Consider the following 18,747-nt stretch of genomic DNA (forward strand, 5'->3'; position numbering starts at 1 on the left):
AAGCCGGGTAACCAAATACTTTAACTCGTAGTCTAGTTCTATTATGGGAACCAGGTAGATACTCTCAGACCATATTACTGAGGTTATACGAGGGATGATAGTTATAATATTACTAAAATAATATAGCAAATTTATATAAGATAATCAATATAATGTGAACAATGGATGCAAAAAAATAGAATAACGTTCGGTTTTTTAAATACATAAGAATCGATTTTTCTGTCATATTAATACTTATTTTCCAATATTCGGATGTTCACCTCCCCTATTTCCTTTCGTTTTCTATCCGCGAACAAAAACGGCTCATCAGCTTCTAAATTGAAGCAAAATAACCGTCCTCATGTTTTTTCTAACAAGAGAGATAAATAAAATGGACAGCTCTCCTTAACTAATGGGAAAAAGGATTAAAATAACAGCATATGAAGAATTGCTATAATCGTGTATGGCTGCCGCCACATGATATAACCAAAAAACTCGAATCCATACTCCACCTCTACCTTTGAATTCACTTTCCCACTCCAGCAAACAGCAAAACCCAACGTTTCCAATCCTCATATCCACCGTTAAAACACGATTAAAGCTCTTCAGCCACGATAAGACGAACTTAACTCCAAATGTTACCGCTTACCTTAACTATTTGAGCGATATGCACCCGACTTGTTGTTAATCCCTTGAAGTTAAATTTGAGCATGTTACGCTAGTATACGGCTTAAGAAAAAACGGAAATAGGAGCGTTGTTAATTTGAATAACAAACAAATCGCATTTTTAGGTGCAGGTAATATGGCGGAAGCAATCATTTCAGGTTTTGTACAATCAGGAAAATTGGATGCTGAGCAAATCATCGTTACAAACCGCAGTAACCAAGAGCGTTTGAACGAATTAAAAAACAAGTACGGAATCAAAGCAATAACAAAAGACAAGTTGGACTATAAATCAATAGATATCTTTATTTTAGCAATGAAACCGAAAGATATAGATGGCGTATTGGAAGATTTGCGTCACAAAATAAGCGCGGACCAATTACTCATCTCGGTGCTGGCTGGTATTTCTACTTCTTATATGGAAGACAACTTAAACGATAACCAGCAACTAATAAGGGTGATGCCGAACACTTCCAGCATGATACAGGAATCAGCAACAGCGGTTTCTCCTGGAAAATATGTCGCAATGGATCAAGTATTTCTCGTGAAGGAACTGATGAAATGCATCGGGGAAGCATATATTATCGATGAAGAAATGATGGATGTTTATACTGGAATCGCAGGAAGTGGGCCAGCTTATTTTTACAACTTAATGGAACATATTGAAGAAGTTGGCCATGAAGCAGGATTCGAACGGAAGCTTGTACGCGAAATTGGAGCACAAACACTTTATGGTGCTGCAAAGATGATGCTTGAACGGGAAGAAACTCCGGCAGAGCTTCGAAAAAATATCACTTCTCCAAATGGCACAACAGCAGCTGGGTTGGATGCATTAAATAAGTTCGGCGGAGGATTGGCGATTGAAGAAGCAATCAAAAGTGCTGCATCCCGCTCTAAAGAATTAAGCAAAGAGCCAGTTAAAATATAGGCAGGAAAATAGGAAAGGAATGGTTCCTTTTCCCATCGCCCTTTCTACCAAAACAAATGATAAAAATACTAATTCTACCACTATATAGGAGTGACGTTGTGACATCTGGATCAGACAAGAAACGTATTGTAATTAAAATAGGAAGCAGTTCCCTAACAAGTATGAACGGCGAAGTAAGTCATCGAAAACTGGAAAAACTGGTTGATGAAGTAGTACGAATCAAGGAAGATGGCCATAACGTGCTGCTCGTTTCCTCTGGAGCTGTGGCAGCCGGTTATCGTAAGCTTGGCTGTCTAACCCGTCCGGATTCTTTGGCAGAAAAACAAGCTGCAGCATCCATTGGGCAAGGTCTCCTTATAGAAACCTATTCAGACCTCTTTATTTCCCACGGATATGTAGCTTCGCAAATATTGATCACACGCAGTGATTTCTCCGATGAGAATCGCTATAACAATGCACGAAACACGATAAATGTATTGCTTGATCGTGGCATTATTCCAATCGTAAATGAGAATGATACGATTGCCATGGATTCCTTAAGGTTTGGGGACAATGACACACTTTCCGCAAAAGTGGCTGGACTTGTCGAGGCGGATCAATTAATCATTCTATCTGATATTGATGGACTATTTGATAGTGATCCACGTAAAAACGAAGATGCAACGCTTTTAACTGAAGTAAGTGAAATTACCCCTGAAATCGAAGCAGCTGCTGGAGATTCGGGCAGTGCTGTCGGAACAGGTGGCATGAAATCAAAAATCGAGGCCGTTAAAATTGCCATGGCATCCGGCATTCCTTCCTTTTTAGGAAAATCAAGTACGGACAGCATTATCTACGACGCTGTTTATAAAAATGCTGTCGGCACTTATTTCGAGCCACAGGATGACATACAAAATTTAAATCGGAAAAAGCAATGGATTGCGTTTAATTCAGGTCCTGAAGGCGAAGTCACGATCCATCATGCCGCTTCCGAAGCAATCATTAAAAATGAAATGAGCCTGGAAACTTCAGCAGTCCACAGTGTGAAAGGGCGCTTCAGAGAAGGTGCCGTCGTCAAGATTTTTGATGTAACCGGAGAAGAAATTGGCCTTGGCGTCGTAAATTACTCTTCCAAAGCACTCGACCAATTGATCAGCAATACAGATATCAACCTGGAAAACTACACGGATCCTGCGATTGAAAGCGAACAGCTCGTTTGTATGTTGGATATTGCCGTGCCCGCACATGTATAAATCTTTTATAGGAGGAATTGGATGACAACCATAAACAAAGTGAACGTCGAAGAGCAGGCCATTCAAGCCAAAAAAGCAGCTAAAACTTTATCGTTACTGACATCGAAAGAAAAGAATGAAGCACTGCGCAAACTGGCAGATGTACTGGATGCCGAATACGAAACTATTTTAAAAGCCAACGAGGAAGATTTGGAAAATGGACGAAAGAATGGCTACGATGATGCTTATATGGATCGCCTAACACTTACAAAAAAGCGTGTAGAAGATTTTACTCAAGGGTTACGTGATGTTTCGCAGCTTGATGACCCAACAGGAATCATCACCTCTGACTGGACACTGGACAACGGATTGAATGTTCAAAAGATTACCGTCCCGCTTGGAGTCATCGGTATGATTTACGAAGCACGTCCAAATGTTACTGTGGATGCTACTGGACTTGCATTGAAATCAGGAAACGCCATTGTACTAAAGGGCGGATCCTCAGCGATTCATTCAAACAAAAGAATCGTTGAAGTCATCCACCGTGGTTTGGAACAGACAAAAATCCCAAAAGAAGTAGTCCAATTTATTGCTAGCACCGACCGGGAAGCTACACAACAGCTCTTCACCATGAAACAGCATATCGATGTGCTAATCCCCCGCGGTGGAGCTTCACTGATCCAGGCGGTCGTCAACAATGCTACTGTTCCTGTTTTGGAAACCGGTGTAGGAAATTGCCACGTCTACATTGACGCTGAAGCTGATGTTGAAAAAGCACTGCCGATTCTTATCAACGCCAAAACAGACCGTCCAGCTGTCTGTAACGCTGCTGAAACGGTAATTATTCATAAAGACTGGTTCGATGCAAACAAAGATGCCTTGATTCAATCATTCAAGGAAAATAACATCGCCGTCCATGGTGATGAAACAGCTACAGCAGTTATTCCAGATGCTGTCCCTGCCGGTGAGGACGACTGGGCCAATGAATATCTAAGCACAGACATTGCAGTCAAAATCGTTACCAATGTGGAAGAAGCAATCGAACACATTGATGCATATGGTACGAAACACTCCGAAGCAATTATCACGGAAAATGCAGAAACTGCTGCCACCTTTATGAAGCTTGTTGATGCGGCAGCATTATACCACAATGCTTCTACCCGTTTTACCGACGGAGGTGCCCTCGGCTTCGGTGCAGAGATTGGAATCTCTACCCAAAAACTGCATGCACGTGGACCGATGGGATTGCCTGCTTTAACGACTGTTAAGTATTTGATGAATGGGAATGGGCAGGTTAGGTAGGAAGATATTAGGATAAAGACAAGGAAGTTGCTTTTTTATCTTTAGGTTTATTTTTGAGTTTAGATGGTAGAGTGAATTCATCTTCCGTAGCAGTGATATCCTCCAGAGAAAAAATACTGTTTTGATTTTAAAGGAATATAGGGTATAATAAATGTAGATTAATTGCATAAAATTTAAAGAGACCGCTAGTGCGGATACACTAACGGTCACATACAATAGCCCTTCAAGGGGGCGACTCACAATAGAGTTACGAAAATGACCACCCTAATTGCTTGTCAGGCTCACAGGGTGGTTATTTTTTATGGCTTGACAGCAATGCAACGATTAGCGTTCCAAATGAAATCATTAGAACAAGCGATTCATATACCGTCATTAGGCATCACCCCCTTTCATTATAAAAGAAGGGAGTGAGCCACCACCCATGAAAGCCTTATTGTACAAGCTTCATTTTAACATTGTTCATTTATTTTAGACAGAACATATTTTCCCATTTTTAAATCATACAGTTATCAAATAAACTCTCCCTGCAAATGAAGGCTTAGTGACTTATTCCAATAACTATTACGTATATATTGAAAAAACAGGTGCATTAACGAGAACATATACTATGGTTGAAATCAATAATCTTACTGGTCAAAACCAAATATCCAAGTATGTGAAGCAGTTCAACAAGCAGGATTTAAGGAAAGCGTTAAAAGTGAATTAATACTTTTATATCGGCATCTCATCTCAATTTAAATTAGTGACTGACTTCAGATTAAAACGACCTACAGGGAGTTTATAAATGATTTTTGAAATGGTATACTAAAGAAAATATCACTTGTGAGGGCCCATTTATGAATGCACTAAAAAAAGAAGATGTCTTTAATGATTTCGATAATCTGATTAAATCGTTATCCAAGGAAGAAAAACAAACCTACGTTGACAAAGTTAAGCGTATCAAAGAAAAGGTTGAAAAGTTATTATCAGAGGAAGAATATGATATCTATAACGGAATAATTAATGAGTCTCTTAAAGAAACTTGGGATAACAAAAAGGACGACGCCTACAATGACTTATAAAAGTCGAGATATTGTTTTAGTTCCTTTTCCTTTCAATAGCAGAACAGGGTTTAAAAAACGACCAGCAGTTATTATTAGCAATGAAAATCATTTCAAAGAAGATGGATAGTTATATGTTTAGCAATTACTAGCCAAGAAAAAAGAAGTAACACGGTTCGTTATGAACATCTGCTGTATGAATCAACTTCTGTAGGTTTACTCTATAAGGAACAGTGGGTATTACCTAACAAAGTTTTTTCCATGGAAAATGGAATTATTTTAAAAAGGTTAGGCATTATGGATAAACGAGATTACAGTGTAGCCAAGGACATGTTTAATGACATTCTATAATTAAAACATGAAATAATTCATACTTCGCCTATTTCTTCGGTGACTGACTTCTAGATTTCTCCACAAAGATTAGAAATTCTCCCGCTTCATATTCTTAAAATAAATCAATATCTTCTCTGTCTTTATGTTCCACATCTGGTAGCCTGCATAAATGTACCATTTCTGTTGTCACTGGATTACATGAATAATCTAACCACCTATTTGATAATCTTTTGTTTCAAGCAGCTCGTGCCATTTTCAGATAAAAATAAATTATTACCTGAAATTTATTTTAATTATTGCTGCTAAATTAATAAGAAAAAATCATCACGAGCATTTTTTTATTCGACCTCTGTACATATTAACAAATTAACAAGTTAAAGGACTAGCCCATAACCTTAAGTTGTATGTAGTTAATAACAACTAGGCATCAAATAAAACGTCAGCTCCCATTCACTGAGAGCTGACATTTTGATATAACTTCTATCTGAATTATTAAAATTCCTCATATGTAGCTGGATCCTGATCTTTCTGCCTGCCATCAGGGCGAGTTAATTTAGCAATCTCGCTCATTTCCGTTTCATTTAATGAAAAATCAAAAATGGATATATTTTCACGTTGTCGTTCCGGTGATGCGGATTTAGGGATTGAGATTGACCCTAGTTGGTAATGCCAGCGCAAAATCACTTGAGAAACCGTCTTGTTATAATGATTGGCAATGTTTCTAAGTGTTTCATTTTCCAAAACATTTTTTACCCGAGCTAATGGACTCCATGATTGGGTTTGGATATTATTCGCTTCATGCCATTTTCTTTGCGCTTCCTGATTGAAAAATGGGTGTAATTCGATTTGGTTTATACTTGGCTTCACAGCCGTTTCCTTTTCTAAGCGCTCCAAATGTTTCGGCAAGAAATTACAAACACCAATCGAACGAATAAGGCCCCATTTTTTTGCATCAATCAATGCTTGCCAAGCCTCCACATAGTCATCCTGTATAGGGTTTGGCCAATGAATAAGGTATAAATCGTAATAATCCAGATTAGCACGATATAACGATTCCTGAATCGTAGTCACAGCTTTATCGTACGTTTGATAACGACCTGGTAATTTCGATGTAATTCTTAGTTCTTCCCTTGGAATCGAACTTCGTCTTAGTGCTTCACCAACTGTTCCTTCATTTTCATAATTATAAGCACTATCAATTAGTCGGTAACCGATGTCGATCGCATGATTAATAGCGCTGGCACCTGCATTTCCATTTAGATTATATGTACCTAAACCGATAACCGGCAATGTCAATCCATCATGAAGTGTGATCTCAGGGATTGATTTATTCATGTAAATCTCTCCTTTCATTGTGGAAAAAGCAGATTGCATGATTTAAATGTTAATCTACAATTGCCAAGGCTTCAGAAAATAGTTTAAATCATTACTATTAATGAATTCTGACTACTTACTATTATATCATAGTTATTATAGCGCATTAATTATTTGGCAACGTTCATTTTACTAAACAAAGTATCTATAATGAAATGGAATAAAAAACATCTCTCTTAACACTTTCACCCTACTGTTAATCAAAAAAAATTGCTTATAGATAGTTCTCCACCGTCACAACTTTTATTTCTTCAATAACCACTTGCTGGATTCTAACTCCTTGTTCCTTCTTGGGTATATCATGCAGCATTAAAAGTACCACAGCGAAATGGCTATGGTACTTTTAATCGTTATATTTTTACCCGATCATTTCAAAATCATTTTCACTAGATTCTTATTCCCCTACGAATTCGTAGTCCATCCACCATCAACAACTAATTCTAATCCTGTTACATATTTCGATTCATCAGATGCTAAATACAAATACGCATTGGCAATATCCTGTGCTTCACCCGCATACGGTTCTAAAGCCGCTTTTCCTTCGTAATGAGCACCCATCTCTTCCCGGGAAGGGATTCCTGCTTTCTCAACCATCCCAGTAAAGATTGCCCCTGGATGCACCGAGTTCACACGGATATTATCTTTCCCAAACCATTGTGCTGCATGTTTCGTTAATGCACGGACGGCGCCTTTTGATGCACTATATGCTGCACCCCCGGCATCCGCAACTCCTCCAACGATAGCAGCAATGGAAGACGTATTCACAATAGAACCTCCACCATTTTGTTGCATATGAGGAATAACTGTTTTCATTCCTAACCATACACCAGTGGAGTTGATTGCCATCACTTTATTCCAATCATCTAATTCAGCTTCTAAAATCCCTTTCGCCATGTGAATGCCAGCATTATTAACGAGAACATCAATTTTTCCATATTTTTCAAGCGTTTTTTCAACTACTTCATTCCACGATTCTGGCTGTGATACATCGAGATGATATGCAATCGCATCCCCACCATTTGTAACAATTTCCTTCACTCTCTCATCCAATACATCAGCAACAACGTCTGTTGCAACGACATTTGCTCTTTCTTGTGCAAACAACCTAGCACCAGCTAATCCCATTCCACTTGCAGCACCTGTAATAATAGCTACTTTTCCTTCTAGTCTACTCATTTAAAATACTCCTATTCTATCATATCTTTACTTCATATCAACCTATTATTGCGCGCCTAATCCACCATCAATAACAAATTCCGATCCCGTCGAATAACTTGACTCATCTGAAGCGAGAAATAATACTAGATTGGTAACTTCCTCAGGTTCTCCAGCCTTTTTGAGTGGGAACATATTAACCAATTCATCATTAATAAGGGCTTCCGTCATAGGGGTCCGGATAAAACCGGGATGGACGGAATTGACACGGATCCCGAATTCACCCAGTTCAAGGGCTGCCGCTTTTGTCATACCTCTTACTGCAAATTTAGAGGCAGTATAAGCAATTTTTTTATTCGCTCCAACAATTCCTGCAAGTGAGGAGATATTTACGATCGATCCTCCCCCTGCTTTTTTCATGGACGGCACGACATGTTTCATACCTAGAAATACCGACACTTGATTTACATCAATCACTTTCCGATATTTTTCCTCGGGGTAATCTTCAAGATTAATTTCTGGGATATCAATACCCGCGTTGTTCACTAAAACATTAATCGGACCAAACGTTTCTTCCGTCTTTTTGATTACATTTTCCCAGTCAGATGCGTCTGATACGTCATGCTTGATGAATAATATGTTTTTGCCAATCTCAGTTTCTAGTTTCTTTCCATCCTCTTCTAATATGTCTGTGACAACAACCTTCGCACCTTCTGCAATCAGTCTTTTCACATGACTAGCTCCCATTCCCCTTGCTCCGCCTGTAACAACAACTACCTTATCTTCTACTCTGCTCATATAACTCCTCCTTTTTTATCATTCATTCTTTGGATGACTAAGAAATACATGGTAAAATAAAACTACAAATTAGTGAATGCGCTTACAAAAAATGCATTGTTTTATAAACTCACTATAAGTATAAATGCCCACGCTATATTATCAATCATTAATATATTCATCGTTGTATTGTTAAGCAACAGATTAACGCAGACTGTAGCGATAATTATCATAAATATTGGAGGGAAGTTTATGCTACCAAAAAATGTTTCTGAAGACAGGCGGATCCGCAGAACGAAAAGGAATTTAAAACGTGCATTCACCATGTTAATGAAAGAAAAAACGTACCGAAGTATTACCGTTACAGACATTGTAAATCGAGCGGATTATAATCGGACAACATTTTATCGTCATTACCAAGATAAAGAAGAGCTCGTACAAGAACTAGTTGATGATATGATAGCTGAATTAACCAAAGCATTTCGATTTCCCTATAAAAATAATCGTTTTGTAAAAGTAGATGCTCTATCACCTTCCAATGTCATTATTTTTGATCATATTTTAAAAAATGCTGACTTTTACAGCCTATGGAAGAATTCGGAGGGGATACCGGGGTTTCAAGATAAAATCATCAATACGTTTATCGAGCTTCATAAAAACGATATCGTCTACTTTCCTAATCAACAGACGGAAATGGATGATGATTATTTTATTACTTACCGGGCATATGGTGTCTGGGGGTTAATCGTCAAATGGATAAAAGACGATTTTAAAACGCCTTCACATGATATGGCAATTCAATTAATCAAGATAATAAATTATCATCCACGAGAGAAATATGAAACGAGAGGTATGGGGTAGATGGGGAATGTTATTTAGGGTTTGAGGTTATTTAAATTAATATGGTACTGGGCGGGGACGGTGTTAATGTCTCCACCTCACACCATAAATAATACCCTATAATGTATAACTTCACCGCTTCTACGCTATAGAGAAACAGGTTCATTATCCTACTGCACCAATTTTAATTGATCAGTTCCTACCATTTGTTTAATAACCAATCACGTATCTAGCTAAAATGGTAATATAAAATACATTTGAACAACATCTTGATTCTTGGTATCTCTATATTGGGGGAATCGCATCGAAATACCGTCCCCTAATTGAAATGCAAATCAGAATAAATACGTTTACGGAATATACCTTATTTTATATAAGAATGTGACAAATGAGAAGCTCATCTCTATTCTTCTAAAGTTATAAATTGGAAGGAAAGGAATGGCTTTTTTGCTTATCTATATCCCATAAAAACAATTAACTATGATACTATAGATAAGATGGTCTTCTTTAATTAAAAATAGAATTAATACCATATTATTAAATTAGTAACGGAGGAACTCATATGAAACGACATCATGCTATTATCATTTTCTCTATAGGAGCTTTTTTCTTTGGGTTGAACCCGTTATTTATCAAATTAGGTTATGCCGCAGGCTGGACACTAGGTGAAATTAATGTCGTACAGGCAATTATTGCATTGGCAGTTCTTTGGTTTATCGGAATCATCGCCATCAGAAGACATCCACAAGCAATCAAAAAACTTTCCTTCAAAACGGTACTTTCCCTTATGATTGCAGGAAGCTTCACTGGTTTAACGAGTGTACTTTATTACGGTTCGATGCAATATTTACCAGCATCACTAGCCGTTGTCTTATTATTCCAATTCATATGGGTTGGCGTATTATTTGAATGGATTATCTATCGCAGAAAACCAAGCGGAAAAACGGTAATTACCGTCATACTCACCTTGATTGGTGTATTATTCGCTGCCGATGTGTTTAATGGAGGGCTGCGTGAGATAACGCTTATTGGCTTTCTGCTTGGAATCGGCTCAGCTTTCTCGTACTCTGCTTTCATCATTGTCAGCGGACGTGTAGCAGTTGATGTTCCAGCAACAATTCGAACACCAATTATGATTACCGGTGCCGCACTGTTAATCTTTATTCTTTTTCCACCACACACCACGCTAAACGCCAGTATTTTTAGTAGTGGAAGCATCTGGATCTATGCAGGAGCACTTGCTTTATGCGGACTTATTTTGACACCGCTCATGTTTGCGATGTCAACGCCACATCTACCTGCAAGCTTAGCCACTATCCTAGGGGCCATTGAACTTCCTGTATCCGTAGCCGTTGCATATATTGGATTGGCTGAATATGTCGCACCTTCCAGATGGTTTGGTGTTTTGCTAATTCTAGCGGCAATTGCGATTGGGGAGATGAGGGGTATTTGGCAGGTGTTGTTTAAGAGAAAGAGGTATGTACATTAGGGGAATCCAGGAGGACTGATATGACGTTTTTAGGCTTTGATCCTTCTTGTATTCTATGATTAGCAAAAAACTAGCATAGTTGAGGCCACTGAAAATCCTATGATTTTTTAGTGGCCTTTTTTCAATGTTTTCTAATCCCATAAATTAATAACTACTATAACGAATAATGAAAAATACATCCCGACTTCAGATCAACAAACCGTCTAATGACAAGGAGCGCTTAGTAGGGTACTTTCTTTTTAAATAAATGTGCATACAAAAGCTCTCAACTCTCCTAGTCATCAAAAAGGAAGCAAAAGAACCGTCCCCATGCTTCTTAATTGTGCAATTGTGGAACCGACAGCTATTTGCTCTTTCTCTGTTAAAACTTCAATCACGGTGACCTTATCCTCCAGCAATGCTTTTTCAAGAACAATTTCAAAATCTGCCGGGGTATCCACCGTAAATCCGATAGCTCCCATACTTTCAGCAAGTTTTTTAAAGGATACTTCACCCAAATCAGTACCGATAACTTTTTCTGGATAATGGATTTCCTGGTGCATGCGGATCGTGCCATACATGTTATTGTTAAAAACGATACAGATTACAGGAATATGATATCTGACTGCTGTTTCTAATTCCTGAACAGTCATCATAAACCCGCCATCACCAGCAAGTGCTACGACCTTTTTATTAGGATAAGCTAGTTTTGCCCCAATAGCTGCTGGCATACCATATCCCATCGCTCCAGATGTCGGGCCAATATACGTATTTTTCCGGCGAAAAGGAAAGTACTTATGCAGCCATCCGGCAAAATTCCCCGCATCATTCGTAATGATTGTATCTTCAGGCAGCTTTTCTTCCATTATTGCAATGGCATGTTTGTTGATGACATCACTCTTTGAAACGGTCAAGTCACTTACCGCTTCGAATTGGACTCTTCTCTCTTTTACCCACTTTTCCCAAGGGGTAGGGACATTTATATCAAGAAGTGCTGTTAATGCTTCCTTTGCATCAGCAACAACACCAATATCCGGAGCAAACACTTTCCCAATGGTTTCGAAACTAATGTCCAGATGGATGAGCTTTTTCTCCTTCGTTATAATTGAATAATCCTGAGTAGTCACCTCTGAAAGCCTGGTCCCTAATGCCAATATTGTATCTGCCTCACGGACGGTTTCAAGAATCGCCTTTGATGTACCAAGCCCTAAGTGACCGACATATAACGGATGATGATTAGGAAAAACATCTTGACGGCGAAATGCGGTGATGACCGGAAGTTGATAGGTTTCGGCAAACCGGAGCAATGCTTCTTCTGCTTGAGCACTTTTAATCCCACCACCAGCAATAATAACTGGCTTCTCAGATTGGGAAAGTAGTTCTCTGATGGAATCGACTTCTCCCTGGGATGGAGCAGGTTTTGGTTTCAAGACTTTAGGCCCGAACGAAACTTCCACCTCCATTGGCAAAACATCCTCCGGCAAAGAAATCACGACGGGGCCTGGTCTTCCAGTTTGTGCAATTCGAAAAGCCTTTTCTACTATTTCCGGTGTCCGCTCTGGATCATCGATTTCGACTGCCCACTTGGCAATCGGCTGAAAATAACGATCTAAATCGACTTCCTGAAACCCTTCTCTGCCTCGGAACTTTCTGCTTACCTGTCCTAAAAAGACAATCATTGGCGTTGAATCCTGATAGGCGGTATGAACTCCAATTGCTAAATTACTAGCTCCTACCGCTCTTGTAGCAAGCACAATTCCCGGTTTGTTGGAAGCTTTGGCATAGCCTTCTGCTGCAAAAGCTACACCACCTTCCTGTCTTCCAGAAATCACATCAATCGAATTCTCATCATGTAATGCATCTAATAGCGGCAAATAACTCTCCCCCGGCACACAGAAAACCTTATTTACCGACTCTCTTTTCATGCATTCCACAATTGCTTGGGCCGCTGTCATTTTTGATTGCTTCAATTAAGAATCACCCCTAAGATTCAATTTTCCCAAACGGCGAATGACCTCATCTATTACCTTTTCTGTTACAGATAGAGAAATCCGAATATAGCCCTCACCCTGTTTCCCAAAAGCTGTCCCAGGTGTTACCATAATTCCTGCTTCCGTTAATAACATTTCCACAAATGTATCCGACGTAAATCCTTGAGGAACTTTTGCCCAAAGAAAAATCGTTCCTTTTGGTTCCTCTACTGTTATTCCCATGTTATTTAATGCGTGATGAAGTTTCTTCATCCGCTTGTAAAACACGTCGTTATTTTCGCATACTGCTTGAAAATCACTTCGCAATGCTGCAGCAGCAGCTTTTTGAATCGGGAGAAATTGACTCGTATCCACATTACTTTTTAATATTTTTAAAGCACCGATTACATCCTGGTTTCCAACGACATACCCAATTCTCCAGCCTGTCATATTGAAACTTTTGGATAAAGAGCCAAACTCCACGGCATACTCTTTCGCATGTGGGACTTGCAAGACACTTGGGGACGTATAGCCATTAAATGTCACCAAATCATAGGCTGCATCATGTGCAAGCATTATTTTGTTTTCCCGAACAAAGCTAATCGCTTTTTCAAATGTGTCTGTACTGATAGTTGCTGTGGTTGGGTTACTAGGGTAATTTAAAAACATTAACTTTGTATCGTTGATATCGCGAGGTGAAAGTTTCTTGTAGTCGGGCCGGTAGCCATTACCCGCATCTAATGTAAGTGGAACACTAACAGCACCTGCAATATGGGATCCCATACGATAAACGGGATATCCGGGATCTGGAATGATGACCTTGTCACCAGGATTGATGACGGCTTGGATGAGATGGGCAATTCCTTCCTTTGAACCAATCAAGGTTAAAACTTCTGTCTCCGGGTCTAAGGAAACACCATAATGGTTCAGATAAAAATGAGCGACAGCTTCTCTGAATTCCAGATCCCCACTATAGTTGGAATAGCGATGATTCTCAGGCTTCCCCACTTCTTTCGTCAAAACATCACAAATAAAGGAAGGAGTTGGCAAGTCTGGTGCACCAATTCCAAGATCGATAACATCTACCCCTTTCTCCTGTAATTCCTTCTTCCTCCTTTGAAACTCTGAAAATACATACTTCGGCATGTTTTGTACTCGTTTGGAAACGAACATACGCTTTCTCCTTTTCTTTCAATTAGGAAGCTTTTTTACACAATAGTACCTTCTGCAATAAGTAGAATTTTGGCAAACCGCTCATAAGCAAGCGGGGTTAAATCTAACGTCTCATACTTTCCGGTTCGAATTAACTCAGATAAACCTTTTCCGAATGCCGTCGCCTGCTGCATCTGCCCACTGAACCCGCTCGCCCTAGTAGCCTGCTAATTGTGGATGCTTTCCAATAATTGCATTTTGATCAATCGTATTCATACGATACATGCCTGACCAGCCTCGTATGATTTTTGCTTTTTCAAAGACAATAATAGCTTAAAAACGCTTACATAAGGCGGTTGCTGTAACTTGCATTCAATTCTAAATATTGATTATATATTAACATATTGATTAATGGATGGGAATATGAGGCTTGTTTAGTTAAAATAATACCCCTCAAAATTCATATAGTGAAAAGATCATATTCTCAGTGGAGGGCTTGGAGAGATAGATTAGTGTATAGCATGTGCCAAGATTAAATGAAGCACCTGGATAGTCTGTAACCACTTAAATTTTTTCAACTTATTTACATATTTACTTTAAAATATTCCCTATTAAGTTTATAATCTATTTAAATGGTTACAGAGGGGGTTAGAATGATGGATATATATAAATTTTCCGATGAAATCAGTGAAAGTATTGTGAAGGGAATCATGAAAAGGTATAAAAGTTATTTAAATGAGCGAAAACAGAAAAAAGAAGAACTTTTAATTAGCAGTGCCTATGCCTGGGTTAAAGGAAATCACATTGACCACTTTGTCGCCGAAGAGAGTGAATCATTTGGAATTACGTATGTTCCTTCTAAAGCTGGATATTCATGGGGATATTTGCAATTTCATTAGAAAACTTGGCATACGCCAAGCCTTTAGGCGTATGCCTTAGTTGCACTTATGCAGTAAGAAAGTAGATATACTTTCTTAACTGCAAATTTAGATGACAAGGTGCTTTTCCTAATTAAAAGTGCATCTGCAGTTGGAAATAATAACGCACTTCCCATTAGAAAACGGGAAGAAAACTACTTAGAAAAATTAGCAAAAATTAATAAAGGTGTAGCTTTTACCACCACAGATACGAACAAAAGCGAACAATTAGAATTAAGGCTATATGATCATATGCAAATTAATCCGGTGATTATAGAAGAAGTGGCCGAAAATTTAAATAACCAATTTGATCAATTTTATATTATCACGTATACACTCGATGAAGAAAAAATGATTTCGGATATCTCTTTATGTCTCCCCCACCCAGACACGTATGAGTTATACCAAGTCGATTCCTGGAAGCGATTCTTTGAAGTGGTCGAAATTGATTTTAATGAAGAAGACTTTGCTGGAATCCGAGATGACAAGGAATTTGAGACACAAGTATCTATCGGTGACTATGGTATAGTAATTGATGAGGAAGACAAAGCTAGTGACACAGAATCATAAAAGGAGGAATGCAACATGTTTGTTGGTGAAACGTTAACCAACATACGATTGCTCCACGGACTATCTAGAAGCCAGCTAGCCAGCGAGTTAGATGTAACGGAACAGTCTATTTGGCAATATGAAAATGGGTATATTTCCCCTAGTTTAGAAGCGATTAACAAGTTGAGAACTTACTTTCACGTTCAACCAAAATACTTTTATTCCAAAAGTGATCTGCCAAGTCAGATTAATGAACAGCATATAGCATACCGAGCCAAAGTTCGCAACAGTAGACAAAAAACAAAATCGGAAACCGTTTATCTAGAATTCCTAAATCATATAACAAATTATCTTTCGTCAACGATCAACTATCCAAACAATATAATAAAAGAAATCAAAGACGATGCAATTAACTATAAAAATAATAATGCCGAGCAGATAGAAATGGACAAGTTAATTGAACATATTGCTTTAAAGGCTAGAAAATCAATCGGTTTAACTAGTGATCATAATGAAGACTTGCTCTTTCATATCGAAAAAAGTGGGGCTTTCATCTTTGAAAAGACATTAGGTGATACGGTTGACGCATGTAGCACATGGTCTGATGCCGATATTCCTTTCATCATTTTAGGCAATATAAAAAAAACTTCAGTTCGACGTAACTTTGACTTAGCACATGAATTAGGACACCTGATTTTACATTACAAGATTGATATAACAGACTTAAACAAAAAAGATTACGAGCAAATAGAAAAGGAAGCAAATATATTTGCTGCAAACTTCCTATTACCCGAAAAAGAATTTTTAAGTGACTTAGAAGCAGTTGGTAAAATTTCAAATCCAAATGCTTATATTGAATTAAAGAAGAAATGGAAAGTATCCATAGCTACAATGGCGTTCCGTGCATATTCGCTTAAACGAATGACTTACCAGCAATACAGATATTTTAATGCCTCTCTTAATCGGAATAACTATAAGGAAATTGAGCCATTAGACGATCAAATTATTATCATGAAACCCGGAAAAGTTAGAAGCTCTTTTCAAGCTCTTTTTGAAAAAGGAATACGCTCTGTTGAAGATGTATTAAATTATACGAAGTTCGAGCTTAAGCTATTGGCTGAGCTTGTTGATATTGAGGAAGCGTTTTTTGAGAGATATAGGGTGAAAAGAGACAAAATACGGGTCTATGATTTTGCTGTGGGTGAGAGTCAGGTTTAAATGAGAAGCATGGGGGCGGTTCTTTTGCTTCCAATCCAAAAGGAAGCATGAGAACCGTCCCCATGCTTCACCTGTTACATAAACATTTCTGGTAAGAACATGGTTATTGTTGGAACGAAGGTAATGATTAGGATGGCGATAAGAAATAGGATGTAGAATGGTATCATACTTTTTGCTAGTGTACCAATTCGATCTCCAGATATCGCACTACCGATAAATAATGTCAGACCTACTGGAGGGGTGACAATACCTAGCCCAAGTGTCAGCATCATAATGATTCCAAAATGAATTGGATCAAATCCTATCGAAGCTGCAATTGGCAGAAATATCGGTGTTGCAATGAGAATAATCGCAGCCATATCCATGACCATACCTAGTAATAATAGAATTAAAATAATGAGCAGCATAATAAGCACTTTATTTTCAGTAACACCCATGATTGCATCGGAAACAAGTTTCGGAATTCGAACATAGGTTAGCAGCCAGCCAAAGGCATTGGAAGTTGCAATTAAAATCATAACCATGGAAATCGTTCGAAGTGCTTTGTTTAAAATAGTTCCAAAATGTTTAATAGAAATATCCTTATAAATAAAGAAGGTAACGATAAACGCATAGACCGCTGCAATTGCAGCTGATTCCGTTGCAGTAAATACGCCACTGACCACACCAAAGACGATAATTAATATCGTTATTAATCCCCAGATTGCATTGGCAATGGTTTTCCAGTAATGTTTTTTACCAACGTTTTCAGCTTTTGGATAGTTACGTTTTACTGAGATAATATACGTATAAATCATAAGTAAAATAGCTAGTAATATACCAGGAACCAATCCAGCTAAGAATAAACCACCAATAGATACTCCACCAGCCGCTAAGGAATAAATAATCATATTATGACTTGGTGGAATTAAGATTGCCTGTACAGAGCTCGCCATCGTAATGGAAGTCGCTGTTTGGGAATCGAAACCTTCCTTTTTCATCATCGGAATCAATACTGGTCCAAGCGATGCCGTATCAGCCGCTGATGAACCGGATATTCCTCCAAAAAAGGTACTTGTAATAATATTTACTTGCCCTAGTCCACCTCGGATTCTCCCAACGAATAACTTTGCAAACTCAATCAGCCTGTCTGAAATACCACCTCGACTCATCAGTTCCCCAGCTAAAATAAAAAATGGAACTGCAAGCAATGAAAATACATTTGCACCATTCACCATTGACTGTACAATTTGTGTGAGTGGCAGATTTAAGTACATTGCTGTGACAACCGAAGAAATCCCTAGCGCATAGGCAATTGGTATCCGAAGCAAAATTAATAAGATAAAACCGCCGATTAATATCGTAGCACCTATTGCTTCTACACTCATTTTATTTGCCCTCCTTTATGGATGAGCTGGATCATATTTAGTAATCCAGATAGCGGAAATACCGCTACAAGCCAAGCTGTTTCTATTCCAAGCCCAGGCATACGGCTTCCCATGCTCAATATGGTCATTTTAGTTCCCTCTATTACCATAAATAAGGAAAACAAAAAGAGGACAATAACAGCAAACCAATCCATTACTTTCCGCATCGTTGGAGAAAGAATACCATCGATGGCATTTAGCCGAATATGAGTCTCATCCCTTAATCCCAAACTTGCTCCGAGAAAGGTCATCCATACAAGAAACATCCTTACCATCTCTTCTCCCCATACCGGTGTTGCATTCATCACATAACGCATAAATACAACATACGTCACGATTACAGTCATCAATATTAATAAGACATTACAAATAATTTGTAGGATTTTATTAAAGTTAGCAAATGCCTTACCCATACGAACACCCCCTCATGAAAGGGGACAGGTTGTAGTAACCCGTCCAGCTTCA

Annotated in this window: 17 protein-coding genes, 1 pseudogene and 1 riboswitch; of the genes and pseudogenes, 9 read left to right on the top strand and 9 right to left on the bottom strand. The window is 38.4% G+C overall.

Features of this window, described 5'->3' with window-relative positions:
* Positions 1 to 8: 8 nt before the first annotated feature.
* Positions 9 to 111, bottom strand: a riboswitch (purine riboswitch).
* 631 nt (positions 112 to 742) lie between these two features.
* The 3 genes from proC to MN204_RS07825 all read left to right on the top strand — a co-directional run bounded on the left by proC (position 743) and on the right by MN204_RS07825 (position 4,083).
* Positions 743 to 1,570, top strand: coding sequence for a pyrroline-5-carboxylate reductase (gene proC, locus MN204_RS07815; RefSeq protein ID WP_249870542.1), 828 nt, complete (start codon positions 743 to 745; stop codon positions 1,568 to 1,570).
* 98 nt (positions 1,571 to 1,668) lie between these two features.
* Positions 1,669 to 2,802 (top strand): glutamate 5-kinase, encoded by a 1,134-nt coding sequence (gene proB / locus MN204_RS07820; RefSeq protein ID WP_438804693.1) that lies wholly within the window; start codon positions 1,669 to 1,671, stop codon positions 2,800 to 2,802.
* A 21-nt stretch (positions 2,803 to 2,823) separates the two neighbouring features.
* On the top strand, positions 2,824 to 4,083 hold the full coding sequence (locus MN204_RS07825) for a glutamate-5-semialdehyde dehydrogenase (protein WP_306798620.1): 1,260 nt from the start codon (positions 2,824 to 2,826) through the stop codon (positions 4,081 to 4,083).
* 292 nt (positions 4,084 to 4,375) lie between these two features.
* Here the strand turns inward: MN204_RS07825 and MN204_RS21470 are convergent, their stop codons facing one another.
* Entirely contained in the window at positions 4,376 to 4,456 is an 81-nt protein-coding gene (locus MN204_RS21470; protein ID WP_368858654.1) for a putative holin-like toxin, read from the bottom strand.
* A 463-nt stretch (positions 4,457 to 4,919) separates the two neighbouring features.
* Here MN204_RS21470 and MN204_RS07830 point away from each other — a divergent pair, with 463 nt between their 5' ends.
* Positions 4,920 to 5,144, top strand: a complete 225-nt coding sequence (locus tag MN204_RS07830; RefSeq protein ID WP_249870544.1) for a hypothetical protein — start codon at positions 4,920 to 4,922, stop codon at positions 5,142 to 5,144.
* An 804-nt stretch (positions 5,145 to 5,948) separates the two neighbouring features.
* Here the strand turns inward: MN204_RS07830 and MN204_RS07835 are convergent.
* The 3 genes from MN204_RS07835 to MN204_RS07845 all read right to left on the bottom strand — a co-directional run bounded on the left by MN204_RS07835 (position 5,949) and on the right by MN204_RS07845 (position 8,783).
* Entirely contained in the window at positions 5,949 to 6,791 is an 843-nt protein-coding gene (locus MN204_RS07835) for an aldo/keto reductase (protein WP_249870545.1), read from the bottom strand.
* A gap of 441 nt (positions 6,792 to 7,232) precedes the next feature.
* The gene (locus MN204_RS07840; protein ID WP_249870546.1) at positions 7,233 to 8,006 is read right to left on the bottom strand and encodes an SDR family NAD(P)-dependent oxidoreductase; all 774 of its coding nucleotides are present in this window, start codon (positions 8,004 to 8,006) and stop codon (positions 7,233 to 7,235) included.
* Positions 8,007 to 8,051: 45 nt separating this feature from the next.
* Positions 8,052 to 8,783 (bottom strand): glucose 1-dehydrogenase, encoded by a 732-nt coding sequence (locus MN204_RS07845; RefSeq protein ID WP_249870547.1) that lies wholly within the window; start codon positions 8,781 to 8,783, stop codon positions 8,052 to 8,054.
* Positions 8,784 to 9,014: 231 nt separating this feature from the next.
* Between MN204_RS07845 and MN204_RS07850 the strand changes: the two genes are divergently transcribed.
* Together MN204_RS07850 and MN204_RS07855 are read left to right on the top strand one after the other, a co-directional pair.
* Positions 9,015 to 9,623 carry a TetR/AcrR family transcriptional regulator gene (locus MN204_RS07850; RefSeq protein WP_249870548.1) on the top strand — a complete coding sequence of 203 codons (609 nt, stop codon included), beginning with the start codon at positions 9,015 to 9,017 and terminating at the stop codon, positions 9,621 to 9,623.
* 541 nt (positions 9,624 to 10,164) lie between these two features.
* Positions 10,165 to 11,091, top strand: coding sequence for an EamA family transporter (locus MN204_RS07855; protein ID WP_249870549.1), 927 nt, complete (start codon positions 10,165 to 10,167; stop codon positions 11,089 to 11,091).
* Positions 11,092 to 11,372: 281 nt separating this feature from the next.
* Here the strand turns inward: MN204_RS07855 and MN204_RS07860 are convergent, their stop codons facing one another.
* The 3 genes and pseudogenes from MN204_RS07860 to MN204_RS07870 form a co-directional block, all read right to left on the bottom strand.
* Positions 11,373 to 13,025, bottom strand: a complete 1,653-nt coding sequence (locus MN204_RS07860) for a thiamine pyrophosphate-binding protein (RefSeq protein ID WP_438804695.1) — start codon at positions 13,023 to 13,025, stop codon at positions 11,373 to 11,375.
* A 15-nt stretch (positions 13,026 to 13,040) separates the two neighbouring features.
* Entirely contained in the window at positions 13,041 to 14,213 is a 1,173-nt protein-coding gene (locus MN204_RS07865) for an aminotransferase class I/II-fold pyridoxal phosphate-dependent enzyme (protein ID WP_249870551.1), read from the bottom strand.
* A gap of 35 nt (positions 14,214 to 14,248) precedes the next feature.
* Positions 14,249 to 14,513: pseudogene (locus MN204_RS07870) on the bottom strand (FAD-binding oxidoreductase); the annotation flags it as partial.
* 335 nt (positions 14,514 to 14,848) lie between these two features.
* On the opposite strand from MN204_RS07870, the gene MN204_RS07875 reads away from it, so the two are divergent.
* The 3 genes from MN204_RS07875 (at position 14,849) to MN204_RS07885 (ending at position 16,876) form a co-directional block, all read left to right on the top strand.
* A complete protein-coding gene (locus MN204_RS07875; protein WP_249870552.1) occupies positions 14,849 to 15,091 on the top strand; it encodes a hypothetical protein in 243 nt (80 codons plus the stop codon).
* 99 nt (positions 15,092 to 15,190) lie between these two features.
* Positions 15,191 to 15,679: a hypothetical protein gene (locus MN204_RS07880; protein ID WP_249870553.1), complete on the top strand. Its 489-nt coding sequence runs from the start codon at positions 15,191 to 15,193 to the stop codon at positions 15,677 to 15,679.
* Positions 15,680 to 15,694: 15 nt separating this feature from the next.
* Positions 15,695 to 16,876, top strand: a complete 1,182-nt coding sequence (locus tag MN204_RS07885) for a spr1629 family repressor/antitoxin (protein WP_249870554.1) — start codon at positions 15,695 to 15,697, stop codon at positions 16,874 to 16,876.
* Positions 16,877 to 16,950: 74 nt separating this feature from the next.
* On the opposite strand, the gene MN204_RS07890 is transcribed toward MN204_RS07885, so the two are convergent.
* Together MN204_RS07890 and MN204_RS07895 are read right to left on the bottom strand one after the other, a co-directional pair.
* Positions 16,951 to 18,243: a TRAP transporter large permease gene (locus MN204_RS07890; RefSeq protein WP_249870555.1), complete on the bottom strand. Its 1,293-nt coding sequence runs from the start codon at positions 18,241 to 18,243 to the stop codon at positions 16,951 to 16,953.
* Positions 18,240 to 18,695 (bottom strand): TRAP transporter small permease, encoded by a 456-nt coding sequence (locus tag MN204_RS07895; RefSeq protein WP_249870556.1) that lies wholly within the window; start codon positions 18,693 to 18,695, stop codon positions 18,240 to 18,242. The genes MN204_RS07890 and MN204_RS07895 overlap by 4 nt, the downstream gene beginning before the upstream one ends.
* Between the last annotated feature and the right edge of the window lie 52 nt (positions 18,696 to 18,747).

Source organism: Oceanobacillus saliphilus (assembly GCF_023522835.1).
Taxonomy (GTDB): domain Bacteria; phylum Bacillota; class Bacilli; order Bacillales; family Amphibacillaceae; genus Oceanobacillus; species Oceanobacillus saliphilus.